The 14,922-nt window shown below is 58.3% G+C and carries 13 protein-coding genes; 10 read left to right on the top strand and 3 right to left on the bottom strand.

What is annotated here, in order from left to right; all coding sequences use genetic code 11:
* Position 1 precedes the first annotated feature (1 nt).
* From HAV18_RS14365 to HAV18_RS14355, 3 genes are read right to left on the bottom strand one after another with little or no spacing between them, the layout of a single operon-like run.
* Positions 2-1,513 carry an LTA synthase family protein gene (locus HAV18_RS14365; RefSeq protein WP_166956937.1) on the bottom strand — a complete coding sequence of 504 codons (1,512 nt, stop codon included), beginning with the start codon at positions 1,511-1,513 and terminating at the stop codon, positions 2-4.
* 17 nt (positions 1,514-1,530) lie between these two features.
* Positions 1,531-2,322, bottom strand: coding sequence for an SDR family oxidoreductase (locus tag HAV18_RS14360; protein ID WP_166956935.1), 792 nt, complete (start codon positions 2,320-2,322; stop codon positions 1,531-1,533).
* Entirely contained in the window at positions 2,315-3,520 is a 1,206-nt protein-coding gene (locus HAV18_RS14355) for a capsule biosynthesis protein (protein ID WP_166956933.1), read from the bottom strand. The genes HAV18_RS14360 and HAV18_RS14355 overlap by 8 nt, the downstream gene beginning before the upstream one ends.
* A 487-nt stretch (positions 3,521-4,007) precedes the next feature.
* On the opposite strand from HAV18_RS14355, the gene HAV18_RS14350 reads away from it, so the two are divergent.
* The 10 genes from HAV18_RS14350 (at position 4,008) to HAV18_RS14305 (ending at position 14,778) form a co-directional block, all read left to right on the top strand.
* Positions 4,008-5,102: a hypothetical protein gene (locus tag HAV18_RS14350; protein ID WP_243771648.1), complete on the top strand. Its 1,095-nt coding sequence runs from the start codon at positions 4,008-4,010 to the stop codon at positions 5,100-5,102.
* Positions 5,095-5,904, top strand: a complete 810-nt coding sequence (locus HAV18_RS14345; protein ID WP_208101958.1) for an ABC transporter permease — start codon at positions 5,095-5,097, stop codon at positions 5,902-5,904. Before HAV18_RS14350 ends, HAV18_RS14345 begins: the two co-directional genes overlap by 8 nt.
* Positions 5,901-6,554: an ABC transporter ATP-binding protein gene (locus tag HAV18_RS14340; RefSeq protein WP_166956929.1), complete on the top strand. Its 654-nt coding sequence runs from the start codon at positions 5,901-5,903 to the stop codon at positions 6,552-6,554. The genes HAV18_RS14345 and HAV18_RS14340 overlap by 4 nt, the downstream gene beginning before the upstream one ends.
* Before the next feature lie 142 nt (positions 6,555-6,696).
* Positions 6,697-8,415 (top strand): hypothetical protein, encoded by a 1,719-nt coding sequence (locus HAV18_RS14335; RefSeq protein ID WP_166956927.1) that lies wholly within the window; start codon positions 6,697-6,699, stop codon positions 8,413-8,415.
* Between the two features lie 108 nt (positions 8,416-8,523).
* Positions 8,524-10,176 (top strand): glycosyltransferase, encoded by a 1,653-nt coding sequence (locus HAV18_RS14330; protein ID WP_166956925.1) that lies wholly within the window; start codon positions 8,524-8,526, stop codon positions 10,174-10,176.
* Between the two features lie 16 nt (positions 10,177-10,192).
* A complete protein-coding gene (locus HAV18_RS14325) occupies positions 10,193-11,560 on the top strand; it encodes a glycosyltransferase (RefSeq protein WP_166956923.1) in 1,368 nt (455 codons plus the stop codon).
* A 6-nt stretch (positions 11,561-11,566) separates the two neighbouring features.
* Positions 11,567-12,586 carry an ATP-grasp domain-containing protein gene (locus HAV18_RS14320; RefSeq protein ID WP_166956921.1) on the top strand — a complete coding sequence of 340 codons (1,020 nt, stop codon included), beginning with the start codon at positions 11,567-11,569 and terminating at the stop codon, positions 12,584-12,586.
* Positions 12,583-13,251: an HAD family hydrolase gene (locus tag HAV18_RS14315; RefSeq protein WP_166956919.1), complete on the top strand. Its 669-nt coding sequence runs from the start codon at positions 12,583-12,585 to the stop codon at positions 13,249-13,251. Before HAV18_RS14320 ends, HAV18_RS14315 begins: the two co-directional genes overlap by 4 nt.
* Positions 13,235-13,675, top strand: a complete 441-nt coding sequence (locus HAV18_RS14310; protein WP_059590831.1) for an FdtA/QdtA family cupin domain-containing protein — start codon at positions 13,235-13,237, stop codon at positions 13,673-13,675. The genes HAV18_RS14315 and HAV18_RS14310 overlap by 17 nt, the downstream gene beginning before the upstream one ends.
* Positions 13,672-14,778, top strand: coding sequence for a DegT/DnrJ/EryC1/StrS family aminotransferase (locus HAV18_RS14305; protein ID WP_166956917.1), 1,107 nt, complete (start codon positions 13,672-13,674; stop codon positions 14,776-14,778). Before HAV18_RS14310 ends, HAV18_RS14305 begins: the two co-directional genes overlap by 4 nt.
* The last annotated feature ends 144 nt before the right edge of the window (positions 14,779-14,922 follow it).

The raw sequence follows: 14,922 nt of genomic DNA, 5'->3' as shown, positions 1-14,922 counted from the left end.
CTTATGTCGCTTTCTCGGATGCGCACGGCTGTTCCGTACGATTTCCGTCGTCTTGTACCACACGCAGCAGCGCCTCCCCCAGCCCTTCGGCGGCCAAATGCCGGCATTCGGGAGCAACTGTGCCGTAATTTCGCCAAATGAAGTAGTCGCTTTGCTGCGGAGAAACGCCCAGCTTCTGGAACACATGGGGCAAAGCGGGAACGTGGTCGCCGTAGAAACAAACAACCGTTTCACGATCGCTGGCGCGCAAATGATCGAGCAAGCGCCCAATCATTGCGTCCGCATTTTCGATATGCCGCAAGTAAGCTGTCAGGTCGCGCCAGGACGCGTCTTCGCCGAGAGTATGCCTTGAAGACGATTCGCCGGGTAAAACCTGCTCGAGGTGCAGCGGGCCGTGGTTCTCCATTGTCATCGCGAAGATGAACTGCGGGCGGTCACGGTCCGCCGCGCCTAGCTTCGAAACGATTGCCTCGGAAACAGCTGCATCCGCCACGTACGGGCCGGCACGCGATGCGGAGGCGAAATGCCCGATATCGAGGAATTGTGCAAAGCCGAGCAACGGAAATACCCGGTTGCGTCCGAAGAAATCCGCGTAATAGGGATGTATTGCAGTTGTATCGTAACCGCCACATCCCAGCCAGGATGCGAGTGACGCGACTCGACGTCTTACAAAGGCATACGGATAAAAGCGCGCATAGCCAAGCGCAAAAGATTCCGTGCCGGTCAGCACGGCAAATTCCGTGCGCATGGTATTCGCGCCCCAGGCAGGAACGGTCATCTCGCCATGCCAGACGGCCTCGCTACGCGCCTCGTCGAAGCGCCTGAAGAGGCCGGGCTCAATCGTGTCGCCAAGCCGGCGCGCGTCGAAGAACGACTCACTCTGGATCACGATCACGTCAGGACGCCGCCGCGGCTCGCCAATGGTGAACGGTCCGGCCGCCACAACTTCACGGAACCGCCGAAATGTCGCAGGACGCAGGCCATTGAGCAGATAGGCGACAAACACGGCAAAGAAACCGTGGCGCCGTTGGTCGACGTTCGGATCAAGCGTGAGCGGCAGGCGTGCGGAGACGGATACGGCAAGCGCGAACGGCAATACCACCGCAAGCCAGGTCATTGCGGGAGAACCTGACGATACGGGCCGCTCGACGACGAAGCCTGTGATCACAAGTACGATGCCTACTCCGATCGCGGCGACTTTGCCCACGCTCAAGAACGGCAGGTAGAGACGGGGATGCGAAAACAACTGGCTGAAGAGACTGAGATCGGTAAATACGAACGGCTCGCGCAACGACTCGTACTTGGCATTGCTGACTGCAGCGACAAGACCGACGAGCGCGAGCGCCGCGCAGGCCGAAAATAGCGACCGTGACGTGATGGCGATCAGCAGGTCAAATAAAAAGAGTACAGAAAGAATGTGAAGTGCAGACGACAGCAACGGTCGCCGCAACGGCGCGCGGGGAATGGCGATCGCATCGAACGCGAACGACAATGCACCGGTGACTGCAGGCACCCACGTATGGCCCCCGCTCAATTGGCCCGGCCCTTCGACGGCAAATAGGACAAGCGGCCGAGAATCGCATCGGCCAGCGCAGCGGGCAAAAACGACAGCAGGCGCATGCCGAGCGCGAGCAAGCCCGGGAATGCGATCTCGCTGCGCCCCGCGTCGAGCCGGCGGCGAATATAGGCCGCCGCACGCTCGGCACTCCACAGGAAAGGCTTGTCGCCGGGGAACACGTCGCTCATCGCCGTCTTCACGAAGCCGGGAAGGATCACCGTAACACCCACCCCGCGGCGGGCCAGCAGCGGCCGCACCGAGTCTCCATAGGCCTTGATGGCAGATTTGCTTGCGCAATAGGCAGGCGAGATCGCCATGCCGCGCAACGCGGCGAGCGAACTGACCATTGCAACGCGACCACGCCCGCGTGAGCCCATGCGTTCAATGACCGGCAAGACCGTGTTGAGCATGCCGTAAAGGTTGGTATCGATCACGTGCGCGGTGCGCTCCAACCCCTCCCAATCCGAGGCTGATGCGATCGTACTGGCGACACCGGCATTCGCGATTAACAGGTCGATTGGATGACGGGCGTCGAAATCGTCGAGCCAGGCCGCCACCGCCGTCGCTTCACGCACGTCTATGACGCCGGTTTCAACCGTGGCACCGCGCGCACGGCAGACCTCAGCGGTCGCATCGATCCGCTCGCGATCACGACCGATGAGACCGAGCACGGCCCCGGGCTGCGCGTAGGCAAATGCAATGGCTTGACCGAGGCCGGCACTGGCCCCGGTAACGACGACGTGGGCCGGCCCGTGACTACGCATTCGCGCGATCCAGGCGGTCGACCGATCCCTGCACCGCCATCTCAATGCCGGTACGCGTGTAGAAATCGCCGTTGATCTGCGTGTAATGCATGATGTAATCCAGGAAGGCCTGATAAAGATCCATGTCCGGCTCGCTCCCTTGCCCCCAGAATTCGTCCAGCGTTCCCTGCCAGGTCAACCCGGGAATTGCATAGATGGCGTCGCCTAGCGCGATCAGCGGCCGCCGATGATGTAGCGCCGACAAGCCCACGGTGCTGTTCACCACGACCACGCCCCTGGCATGATCGAGAAGCGTCGGCAAATGCCCGGCGTCGATAAAGCGAACCCTGTCGGCCACGCGCAACTCGTGAGCCAGCCTTTCGGAATAACGCCGGTATTCGATCAATCCCGTATCCAGAGGGTGATTCTTAATTACCAGCAATGAATCCGGTTGAGAGTATGCCGCAAACGATTGCATTACACGGTCGATTGCGCCACGGATCCCGTCAAATGGGGAATGGACGATAATTTGTGCGTCCGAATTCAATTGCAACGGGAAAACATAAAAATCCCGGCCTTTCGCCAGAAGTTCGGCGGTCACGCGCTCGGCTTCGCCCTGGTGAAGCCGCTGCAGCAGCGCCCGCGAAGTCAGCCCCGCGTATTCGAACAGGCCATTCTTCGGCCGGTGACTCCGATAGTGCGGGAACCGGGCGCTGAGGAGCGCATTGGCTGCACGGTAGCGGATGTCATGAAATGTGCGCTCATACAGGTTATACCCCGTTGGGCGGCCAACCCCGGCGGCGGGTGTCGCCCCGCGCGCCGCGTAGTAAACAGCCGGGTCCTTCGGCAGCGACGACCGGCCATTCACGCCGCCGCACTCGAGCGTCAGCCAATGAGGACGAACGTATCCCTCCTCGAACACATGGACCCGGAGGCCGCTCGCCTCGGCAATTGGATGGACGGGGCGATGAATTTCCCTACAATCGCCAAACATGACGATATCAGTAAAATTACCCGACTTTACAATGTCGCCATACCACTCCACCAAATGCTCAACCGGGTGCGAGTAGTTCCAGCTTCCCTTCGAGCCCGAGTAAATCAGATCCCCGCCACAAAAATTGACCCTACGAACCCAGTGCCCGCGCTCACGAAGCGCGGCAGCCAGCCTGCCAAAAAAAGGGGAAGCCGTACCCTGCAGGACAAGAAAGGAGCGTTGCATGTGAAAGCATCAAGGCCGCGCGAACCAGCCGAAGGACCCCCCCACGGCCAGGCCAGCAGCAGTTTTAAGCAGTAGTTTTAATAAGCAGACTGGTGCTCCAGAACCGGCGAAGAATACAGTACCTTTGTGAAAATATAAACATCAGCGATCTCGCAACATGCGCGCTCTCACAGCGAGCGATAGCGCGAGTCACTCCACGTAGCTATAATCGGCGGCTCGTTTTAAAAACCTACTGCGTGCGCCGCCGCGCTCACGCGAAAGCTGTCGTGGACGGCGCATGCCAGATGCGGCAGGCAACGCCTCCGACGTTTGCCGGCCGAGATGGGATGCACCGCCGCATCGGTCGTCGCGCTTCCCTGCCCCCGCTCGTCGGAATTCGCAAGCCCGTTGCTACGGGATGGGAAAAATATTTAGTCTGGGAATTGCGTTGGAAACCACATCTAGCAACGAAACGACCGTACCACCCAACAACGGCAAGAAGCCCCTGATGGAACGCATCAAGGGAATCAACCGCCTCTTCGCGTTCACCGTGATCGTCCCGACCACGATCGCGATCGCCTACTTCGGTCTTGTCGCATCCGACGTTTACGTCTCGGAATCGCGCTTCGTTGTACGCAGCCCACAGCGGCAGATGCAAACGAGCGTCGTGGGCGCGTTGCTGCAAGGCTCCGGCTTCTCGCGCGCGCAGGACGACACCTACGCGGTAGTCGACTATATCCAGTCCCGTGATGCGCTAAGGGAGTTGAACAAGGCGGACTATATTGCCAACGCATACGGCGACCACGGCGACTTCGTCAGCCGGTTCTCGAAGTCGTTCGACAACAGCTTTGAAGCACTGCTGAAATACTACCGCAAGCATGTTGTCTCGGTTGACTTCGACTCTGCATCCGCCATCACGACCCTGCAGATCCGCGCCTACTCCGCGCAGGACGCCGAAAAGATCAACGAATCGCTGCTCGAACTGAGCGAGCGCCTCGTCAATCGCATGAATGATCGTGCCGCGAACGATACCGTCCAGTTCGCGCAGAAGCAGGTCGACCAGGCAACCACAAAGGCGAAGGATGCAGCCGCAGCGCTGGCCGCATACCGGAACACGCACACGGTTTTTGATCCCGACAAGCAATCCGCACTGGAACTGCAGCAAGTCAGCAGCCTGCAATCGCAGTTGCTGACAGCACAGAGCCAACTGATCCAGTTGCAGTCCACCGCGCCGGCAAACCCGCAGGTCGCAACGCTGAAAACGAACATTTCCACTCTTCAGCGTCAAATCGAGGCAGCCACCGGCGGTGTCGCCGGCCGATCCGGCTCCCTGTCGGACAAGGCCGCGCAATACGCGCGCCTGCAACTGGAATCGCAGTTTGCTGACAAGCAGTTGGCTTCTGCGATGACCGGTATGGAAAATGCGCGTGCAGAATTGCAGCGCAAGCAGCTCTATCTCGAGCGTCTTGTCGAGCCCAACACCCCGGACATCGCAATCGAACCGCGACGCCTGAAATCGATTTTCGAGACTTTCGCGTTGAGCATGATCGTCTGGGGCATCTTGAGCCTGTTGCTGGCCGGCGTCCGAGAGCACTATGACTAATCGGCACGCCGTGCATCACGACACGCCCTTCTTTCGGTCGTTGCGCATTCAGATCCGCGTCGTCGGCGCGCTGCTGATGCGTGAAATCATCACGCGCTATGGCCGCCACAATGTGGGCTTCCTGTGGATCATGTGCGAACCGATGATGTTCACGCTTGGCGTCACGGCCCTATGGACCGTCTCCAAGGCGACTCACGGCTCGACACTGCCGATCACGGCATTTGCCGTCACCGGCTATTCGACTGTGCTGCTATGGCGCAATTGCGCAGGCCGGTGCTCGCTTGCCATTCAGCCGAATCAGAGCCTGCTCTACCATCGCAATGTCAGGGTGATTGATCTTCTGATGGCACGCCTGGTGCTCGAGATATCCGGCGCAACAATGTCGTTTTTCGTACTGAGCGTGCTCTTCATCGGGATCGGCATGATGGCGCCACCGCACAACATCGCTCTGATCCTCGGCGGATGGATTCATATTGCAACGCTTGCTTGCGGCCTCGGGTTCACACTTGGCGCGCTGAGCGAGCGCAGCGAAACCGTCGAGCGGGTCTGGCACACGATCGCCTACCTGCTGTTTCCGCTGTCGGGCGCGGTATTCATGGTGGATTGGATGCCCCAGTATGCGCAGAAATTCATTTTGCTTCTGCCAATGGTGCACGGCGTGGAAATGATCCGGTCCGGCTATTTTGGCCCTCTCGTCAAGGCACATTACGACATCGGTTACATGGTGACCTTCGACCTGGTTCTTCTACTCATCGGTCTGTGCCTTGTCCGGGAGGCCAGCAAGCACGTGGAGCCGGAATGATCTCTCTCAAAAACCTGAGCAAGGCTTATCACACCCGGACTGGCCGGCGTACGGTACTCGATGATATTTCGTTGACCGTGAATAAAGGCGAACGTGTCGGCATTCTCGGACGGAACGGTGCCGGGAAATCGACCTTGATCCGGATGATCAGCGGCGCAGAACCTCCGACCGCCGGGCGTATTTCGCGCGACATGAGCGTCTCCTGGCCACTCGCCTTCGGCGGCGCCTTCCAGGGCAGCCTGACCGGAATGGACAACCTGCGCTTCGTATGCCGGGTGTACGGTGCGGATGCGAAGCGCGCGGAGCCGTTCGTGCAAGAGTTTTCAGAGCTGGGCAGCTACCTTCGGGAACCGGTAAAGACGTATTCTTCCGGCATGCGGGCACGGTTGGCGTTCGCAATTTCGATGGCGATCGAATTCGATTGCTTCCTGATTGACGAGATTATCGCGGTTGGCGACAGTCGATTTCACGCGAAATGCCATCACGAGCTTTTCGAAAAACGACGGGATCGAGCACTCATTATCGTCAGCCACGATGTCGCCTATGTTCGCCAGCACTGTGACCGCGCAGCCGTGCTGGTGCAGGGAAAACTTCATAATTTCGCGGACGTAGGCCAAGCGTACGATTTTTATCAGGCCAGCACCGCTTGAGTCCGTATCGCCATGCGGCGCAGGCGAATAGTCTGATGTAAAGATATTCCGGAAAATCGGGCCGGAACTCGATCGGCCATCCAATTCAACTGGTCGATTATCAACAGAATAGAGCGACGCGCGTGAGCGCAAAGGTATTTGAGTGGCAACTTACCGTCAGAAACTGATCGTCGTTCTTGCGATGCATCGCAGCGGCTCAAGTGCGATCACCAATATGCTCCCCGTACTGGGCGTGCAGCTAGGTGACGCATTACTTCCCGGTATTGAAGGAAACAACGCAAAAGGGTTCTTCGAAGACGGTGACCTCAATGCGCTCAACATCGCCATGCTCGATGCCTTGGGAAATGATTGGCATCATCTGACGTCGCTCGACGAAATCGATTTTGAAACATTGCGTCACAAGGGCTTTTTCGGACAAGCAGTCGATCTGCTGCAAAAAAAAATCCACGATGCGGATGTATTCGGATTCAAGGATCCGCGGGTATCCAAATTACTTCCCTTCTGGCAGCAGGTCTTCGCGCATTGCCAAGTCGAGACGCATTATTTGATCACCCTGCGCAATCCGGTCAGCGTCGCTCGTTCACTCAAGGAGCGCAACGGATTCATCCCCGGGAAAAGTTACCTCCTGTGGCTTCAGCACGTCTTGCCAGGACTCATTCAGACCGACGGCACATCCAGATGCATCGTAGATTACGACACCTTTCTGGAAACTCCTCAGCCCTATATTGATTTGTGCGCAACTCGCTTCGGCCTGACGATCGACCCCCGACGTTTGGCAGCTTACGAAACCGAGTTTCTGGACCTTTCGCTACGGCACACGGTTTTCTCGAGCGCGGACTTCGATCACGAACCCATGTGTCCGACCATGGTTCGGGATGCATACATGTCACTCAGGGCATGCGCACTCCAGGAGCACGATCTCGACGATCCCGAACTGCGGCAGCGATGCGTCGAGTGGAGCAATGCCCTCATGGGCATGCAACCCACCCTCCGGTTGATTGACGCGCTTTCGACCCAGGTCGACCTCTATTACCAGACTGCGATGCAGCATGGCGGGGAACTCGTTCGCCAACGGGATCTGTGCCGTATACTCGAGGACAAAATTCCGGAGCTGGAACGGCAGTCGAGTGCGGATGCGCATACTGCAACGCTCCGAATCGGCGAATTGTCGCAGGCGCTCCAATTGAGCGAAGCCGCCATGAACCGCGCCACTGCCGAGCATGTCGCAAGCGAATTGGCATGGAACCAGGAAGCGCTGGTTCGCGAAACCACCCACAATCAGTTGGTACGGACGCTTGAAGCGGAATCTTCCCGTGAGCGAGAATCACTGATCGCAGCGATCGAAACCGCACAGCAAAATCTCAGTAGCCTGGTCGTCGAGAAGCACATCTCCGTCGAGGCTGACGCACGTCGAGAAATTCAGTGGCAAGAAGCGCTCAAGGAACAACGCGACGGACATCGCCTGCAATTGACCTGTCTTCAGGAAAAATCGGAAGCCGCCCTGGCTGCGGTCCTGCTGAAGACCCAGACGCTCACCGACCAGTTGGACGAGTCGCAAGCAGCGCTGCGTGGCGCCGATGACAGGCGCGTCGCGCGCGAAGCGCAGTTTCGCGATGACGTGAAAGCGCTTCAGACGGATGTTGAAGAGGCGCGACGCGAACTGCAGACTCGCGATCGGCAGCATCAGGCCGAAGCAACGGAATACAAGGCGCTGTCGAGCGCAACCGACGCTCGGGTACACATGCTCGAACAGGACCTGCAAGCAACCCGCGACGAGCTGGAGCGGCTCAAGGCGAGTGCCTCATGGAAATTCACTTCGCCCTTACGACGAATTGGACGCTGGATCAGCCCTGCGAGATAGCAAGGCACGATGAATTGACTGAATGACAGGCGGCGGGAGAGCGCCAAGATTCCCTGTCACACCACCGAAGCAAAATACATCGCAAGAAAAATTGAGGTAGGTTTACCAATGACTGTCAGTTCCCCCCCTTATTCGCACAACGTTCCTCCGGCTACATTGGACGAGTTGCTCGGTCTGGATGACGAAGCATTCGTCCTTGCTGCATATCGAACAGTATTGGGCAGGGAAGCCGATCAGGAGGGCCAAGCATATTATCTGCGCCGTATCCGCAACGGCATCGGAAAGCTTCATATTCTCGGGCAGCTGAGAAACTCAAAGGAAGCCCGCGCACGCTCGGTCGACATGAGCGGACTGGACCGCGCCATCCGTGCGACCAGGCTCAAGCGAATTTTCAGCTTCACGGCGCCGTGGACGCGTCATCGCAAAGATCAGGACCGGAAGCTAAATGATCTGGAGAATTCGCTGCATGCGCTCGCGCGCGTCGCGGCGTCGACCAACGAGCAAGTCTCGAGCCTGCATGCGTCGCTGACCAGGCTGCCTCACGCCCTTGGCGAACATCACCTGCCCGTCGTGCGTGCGACGGCACATGCAGATACCCCGCTCTTTTCCGTGATCACGCCGATCTACAAGACGTCGGTCTATTACCTGGAACGGTTGGCGACGTCACTCTGGGCCGTACGTGATTCGATCGAATGGGTCGTCGTCAACGACTCCCCGGCCGTCCCTCACGTCGAGTCGTTCATCGACAGGATGCAATCGTGCTTTCCGAACATCAGGTATGTCAGGCACGACGTCAACAAGGGGATCTTTGCGTCCTACACCAGCGGCATCAACGCCGCCACCACGCCGTACGTCGCCATTCTCGACCATGACGACGAGGTGGACCTTGCGCCGATCGTCGCGCACCTGAACGCGGTCGGGGAGCGTCACGACCTCATCTATACCGACGAAGTCCGATTCGGGCAGGAGGTCAATGTCCATTTTGCCAAGCCGACATTCGATCCGCTGAGTTCGATGCATTACTTCTACATGCATCACATCACGCTGTTCCGCACGTCGATTTGCAAGGCACTGATCGAGAAGGAACCGGATGCCGTCAAAAAGTATCGCAGTTGCTTCGACATCTGGTTGGCGCTCGGTTACATCCGGCATTTCGGATCGCAACAGATTTCAAGCAAATACATGCCCTATCCCAGCTATGGCTGGCGGGTTCATGATGACAGTACTGCCAAGAGTCTGGGCCAGAAGCCGCTTGCTGACGGTGAACGGATAGAGATCGCCAAGAGCCTCTACCGCGACCTGGATCCGCTGGTGAACATCGAGCTCGACGACGAAGCACGCTATCTCGTTCGATACCGGTATCCCACTGCGTCCGCGCAAGACCGGAAGCAACTGGCAAAGCTGATTTGCTCGCGCTTCGACGTCTATACGCACCGCATGACCGTCATTTCGGAACATCAGATGGGTCGGGGAGACCATCCGCTACTTGATGCGTTGTCCAACGTCCCTCTGGCTTACCTGGACGACTTCATCACCGGAAAATGTCTCGTCGTGCCGAGACAAAAGCTTCCTCGCGACAGTCGGATCTACGACAGCGTCTCGCGACACCTGAACAACGTTCCGGTGCTGGAAACGATCGACGACAGACTCAGTCCAGCTGATTTCGCCAAGCTGACGGCGCAGAACATCGGCGTCCTGAGCTCCAAGCGAGCACCGAAAATGAACAAGAGCCGCTCGGCATCACATCTGCTGGTCGTTTGATGGAAGCACGCTACAAATGAACAAGAAAAGTTCCAATCCGACAGTCAGCATCCTCTTGCCGGTCTATAACGGACAGGCCTACCTGCAGGAAATGCTGGAGTCCATTGCATCGCAGAACCTGACCGATTTCGAACTGATCGTTGTCGACGACGGATCGACCGATGGAAGCTGGGATCTATTGACGTCCTGGATGAGCAGCCACACCCTCTCCGTTCGGCGTTTGCGCAAGCCGGTCAATCTGGGGGTATGCGCCGCACTCGTTGACGCATCGCGGCTCGCACGTGGACGCTATATTGCGCAAATCGGCCAGGATGACGTCTGGTCGCCTGATCACCTGTCGGAGCTTTGCGCCGCGCTGGACAACAATCCGGACGCGAGCGCCGCCTTCGCCGGCGTCACCTATATCGATGCGCAAAGCAAGCCGATGGTCGCCACCGTGTTCAATCACGGCCGCATCGACGAAGATGGCTATGAGACGCTGCTCGCAAAACTGACGGCAGGGAATTTCCTCTGCGCACCCGCGTCCATGTTCCGCCGCGATTTCTTCGACATCTCGTACTGGGGCGCGTCGAACGAGCGGCTGCAGGATTACGAGCTATGGCTCAATTTGCTGTTGCACGGCCGTTTTGTGTTCACCAAGCAGATCACTTGCTCGTATCGATTGCACAACAACAATCTGAGCTCGGGCTCGCAGATGCGGCTGCAGAGCGAGTACGAATTGCTCATGACGCTGATGCGGGTACTGATGAGCGGTCGTTTCGAGCACTTCTATGCAGGCCTGAACAACGATTCGGACCGGCGTATCGAGTTCGTTCGCGCGCTCGACCACAGCCTGACAACGGTCACGGCTTACTGTTCCGGCATCGCACTACTGCACGCTGCGGTCCTCGAGCGTATCAGCATGTGGGAAACGGAGCGTTTGCAAGAAGTCAACGCAATGCGGATCAAGACCGTACGGGCGCTCGGCCTGCTACGCAAGGCACTTGCATTGAGAAAGGTCAGTTCGGCCCATCTGCTGCAAGACAACAGCGGCGTCCCGTATCTCGTCCCGGCTCATGACTCAATGTCGCCTCTCGTCACGGCACTGATCGAAGAGGGCTGCTTCCAGGACGGCGCGCATATCGACTTCTCGTCCGTCGATTTGCCCTACCTGTATGCGTGCTCGGAAACTCAGGTTGAACAATTGAAGTCCTATGATTCATTCCTGTCCGCGACTCACGAACATCGAGTCGTGGTATTCGACACGGAAAAGACCGGCGATCATCCGTGCGGATTCGGCATTGCAGCCGATCAGCACCTGGATCATGGCCTGATGGACAAATTGTTCAAGTTCATGGAAGAGAAGCATCGGTCGTTCTATCAAGCACGTCCGATGATTGGGTGAAGCGTTGTGAACGCAAAAGTCGATATGCCTACCAATATTCAGAAGTGCGTCCTTGTCACTGCCGCGGGTACCGCCACGGCAGTCAATGTCATCAAGAGCCTGTCGCAAATTCCCGGCGTCAGGGTCGTGACGACGGACAGCAACGAGCGCCACATGATTGCGGCCCCCGCTCGCTGGAACACCACGCACTATCAGGTACCGCTCGCGAGCGATACCGATGCCTTCGTCTCGGCGTTGGTGGCAATCTGCGAAAAGGAAGGCGTTGATGCGATCTATCCGATCCACGATGCTGAAATTCTTGCCGTCACCGCACATCGAGCCCGATTTCCGGCGCGCGTGCGGCTGCCCGCCCTGTCGGCCGACAGCGTGCGAAATTCAAACGACAAGCTGCTGAATTTCGAAATCTGTCGCGAGGCGGGCCTCCCCGTTCCCGATACGATTCCGGGATCGAAGCTGCAGTCGAGCGATATCGAGCACTACCATGCATTGATTCGCAAGCCGCGATCAGGCGTAGGAAGCGTCGGCGTCCGCCGGGTGACGAACTTCGACGAGCTGGATCGTCAGGCGGACTTGACCGATTCCATCGTGTATCAACAGCCGTGCACCGGCGACGAATACACGATCGATGTTCTTCGTGTCGGCTCCGACCTGATTTCCGTCGCACGCGAACGTCTCGAAACCAAGGCTGGCGTATGCACGAAGGCGCGCGTCTTCGTGCACCCGAACACCGACGCGCTCGCGCGCCGCATTGCGGATGTGTTCGAACTCCAGGGCCTGTTTTGTTTCCAGGTAATCGGCGACATCGAAAGCGGTGACCTGAAGATCATCGACATCAATCCCCGTTGCGGTGGTGGTACGGCGCTTTCCGTCGCAGCAGGATTTCCGCTGCTTCAGTGGCATTTCGCCGCGCTCCTGGATCTCCAGGAAGCGTCCGAATTCAAAAGCGCATGCCTGCGCCGGCTGGCACAGGGCGGTGAAGCGATCGTCTGCCGCCATTACGAAGAAATTGTGACCTTCTCGTCATGAAGCCACATCGCCCGCTAGTAGCCCTCGATTTCGACGGCACGCTCGTTTCGTGCAAAGAGAAGCAGTTGTATGCGCTCGACGAAGCGTCGAAGCTGCATCACGTCGCTTACGACGCCTTCGACACGTTCTGGAACCTGAAACGCAACGGATCTTCCACGCTCAAGGCACTGACGGTGACGGGTGTGGATGAAGTGCCGGCGAGCAAGATCGCGGCGACCTGGATCGACATCGTCGAGAGCGAACAGGCCAGCGAGCACGACAGACTGCTGCCGGACGTTGCCGACGCGCTACGCGGTCTGGCAACATCGGCTGATCTGATGCTGCTGTCCGCGCGCCGCAACGCCGCGCTGCTCGAACGTCAACTCGTGTCGCTGGATCTACTGAAGTTCTTTCCGATCTGGGAAACGGTCTCGCCGCTGGGCGGGGTCGGCAATTCAAAAGCACAGCGCCTCGTACATCACGGCGCCTGCTGCTACGTCGGCGACACCGAGAGTGACTGGTCGGCATCCGTAGCGGCAGCGCTGCCTTTTTACCTGCTTTCTACCGGGCAACGCAGCAATTCTTTTTTTGAGACGCATTTTCGAGATCTTGAAAATGCACCGCCGGTCATCTACGGCAATTTTCAACACGTCGCCGACGCCATCAAACATGACCTACTCAGTTGACATGTGTCGATTCATCGACCTTCCGCAGTTCTCGGATCGCCGCGGGAACCTGTCGTTCATTGAAAATGGAGGCGCGCTGCCGTTCGACGTCAAGCGATTCTACTTTCTGTACGACGTGCCGTTCGGCGTCGAACGCGCGGGGCACGCGCACAAGAATCTGCATCAAGTGTTTTTCGCGTTCGCCGGCTGTTACGAGCTGCACCTCGACGACGGCACGAACAAGCGGACGGTCTTGATCAATCAACCGAACAAGCCATTCTACGTCTGCCCTCACATCTGGCGCGTCGTCGACAGTTTCACGTCCGGCGCCGTATGTGCCGTGCTCGCAAGTGAGCAATATAGCGAGTCGGACTATCTGAGGAACTATGACGACTTTCATCAATATCTCAAAACTGTAAAATCGCCGCGGGAGAACGTGCTGTGAATGTACCTTTTTTGGATCTGGGTCGCCTGAATGCGCCTTACAAGGCGGATTTTCTCGGCGCCGCATCGAAGCTTTTCGACGACGGCACGTTCATCGGCGGTGGACTCGTCAGCCAATTCGAACGGGAATTCGCTGAATATTGCGGCACCGAGCATTGCGTCGGAGTCGGCAACGGGCTCGACGCCATCACGCTGGCACTGAAGGCACTCGGCATCGCGTCGGGTGACGAAGTCATCGTTCCGGCGCAGACGTTCGTTGCGACATGGCTTGCCGTGACGCACGTCGGCGCGATCAATGTCCCTGTCGATGTCGAGCCTCGAACGGCCAACCTCGATCCGGACCTGATCGAAGCTGCGATTACGCCGCGTACCAAGGCGATCATCGTCGTCCATCTGTATGGTGCGACCGCCGACATGGAGCGCATCAACGAGATCGCCAAGCGACACGGCCTGTACGTCATCGAGGATGCAGCACAGGCTCACGGCGATATCCGTTTCGACCGCAAGGTAGGAACGTTCGGTGACATTGCGACCTTCAGCTTCTACCCTTCCAAGAACCTCGGTGCAGTCGGGGATGCCGGATGCGTGGTAACCAACTCCAGCGCACTCGCACAGCGCGTGCGCGAGCTTGGCAACTACGGCAGCTCGGTCAAGTATCGTCACGATTCCATCGGCTTCAACAGCCGCCTCGATCCGATCCAGGCCGCTTTCCTGTCCCTGAAGATCAAGGATCTGGATCGCATCATCGAAAAGCGACGCGCTATCGCCGCTCGCTACGATCAGGCCATCGGCAACGTCGACGAGTCCGCTCCGGTCTTCCGGTTGCTCGACTTCGGGCTGCAATCGGTTTGGCACAACTACGTCATCGTGTGCCGGGATCGCGACACCGTTCAGCGCCAACTGACGGAGGCCGGGGTAGGCGTCGGCATCCATTACCCGACGATTCCTACCGAGCAAACCTGCTACGCGGACATGCAGCACTACAGCCAGGCAACGCCCGTCGCGCACCGCCTCAGTCAATCCGTTCTGAGCTTGCCGATGGGTGAATACCTGAGCGACGCCGAAGTCGATCACGTCTGCGACGCGCTGCAGAAACTGGCGTAACCGACGTTTCATCGACGCAACCGGCATTACAGGACGCGATTCGATCTTCCGCTCCCTTCGCGAGATCGCTCCGCGTCTGTCGCATCATGACGGGGACACATCGTCCCCGTCATGTGCATGCAGGACCCGAAATACGAGCCTGTC

The organism is Burkholderia sp. D-99 (genome assembly GCF_011605345.1).
Lineage (GTDB): Bacteria > Pseudomonadota > Gammaproteobacteria > Burkholderiales > Burkholderiaceae > Burkholderia.
The sequence above is the reverse complement of the archived record's forward strand: the minus strand, read 5'-3'. Positions and strand labels throughout refer to the sequence as shown.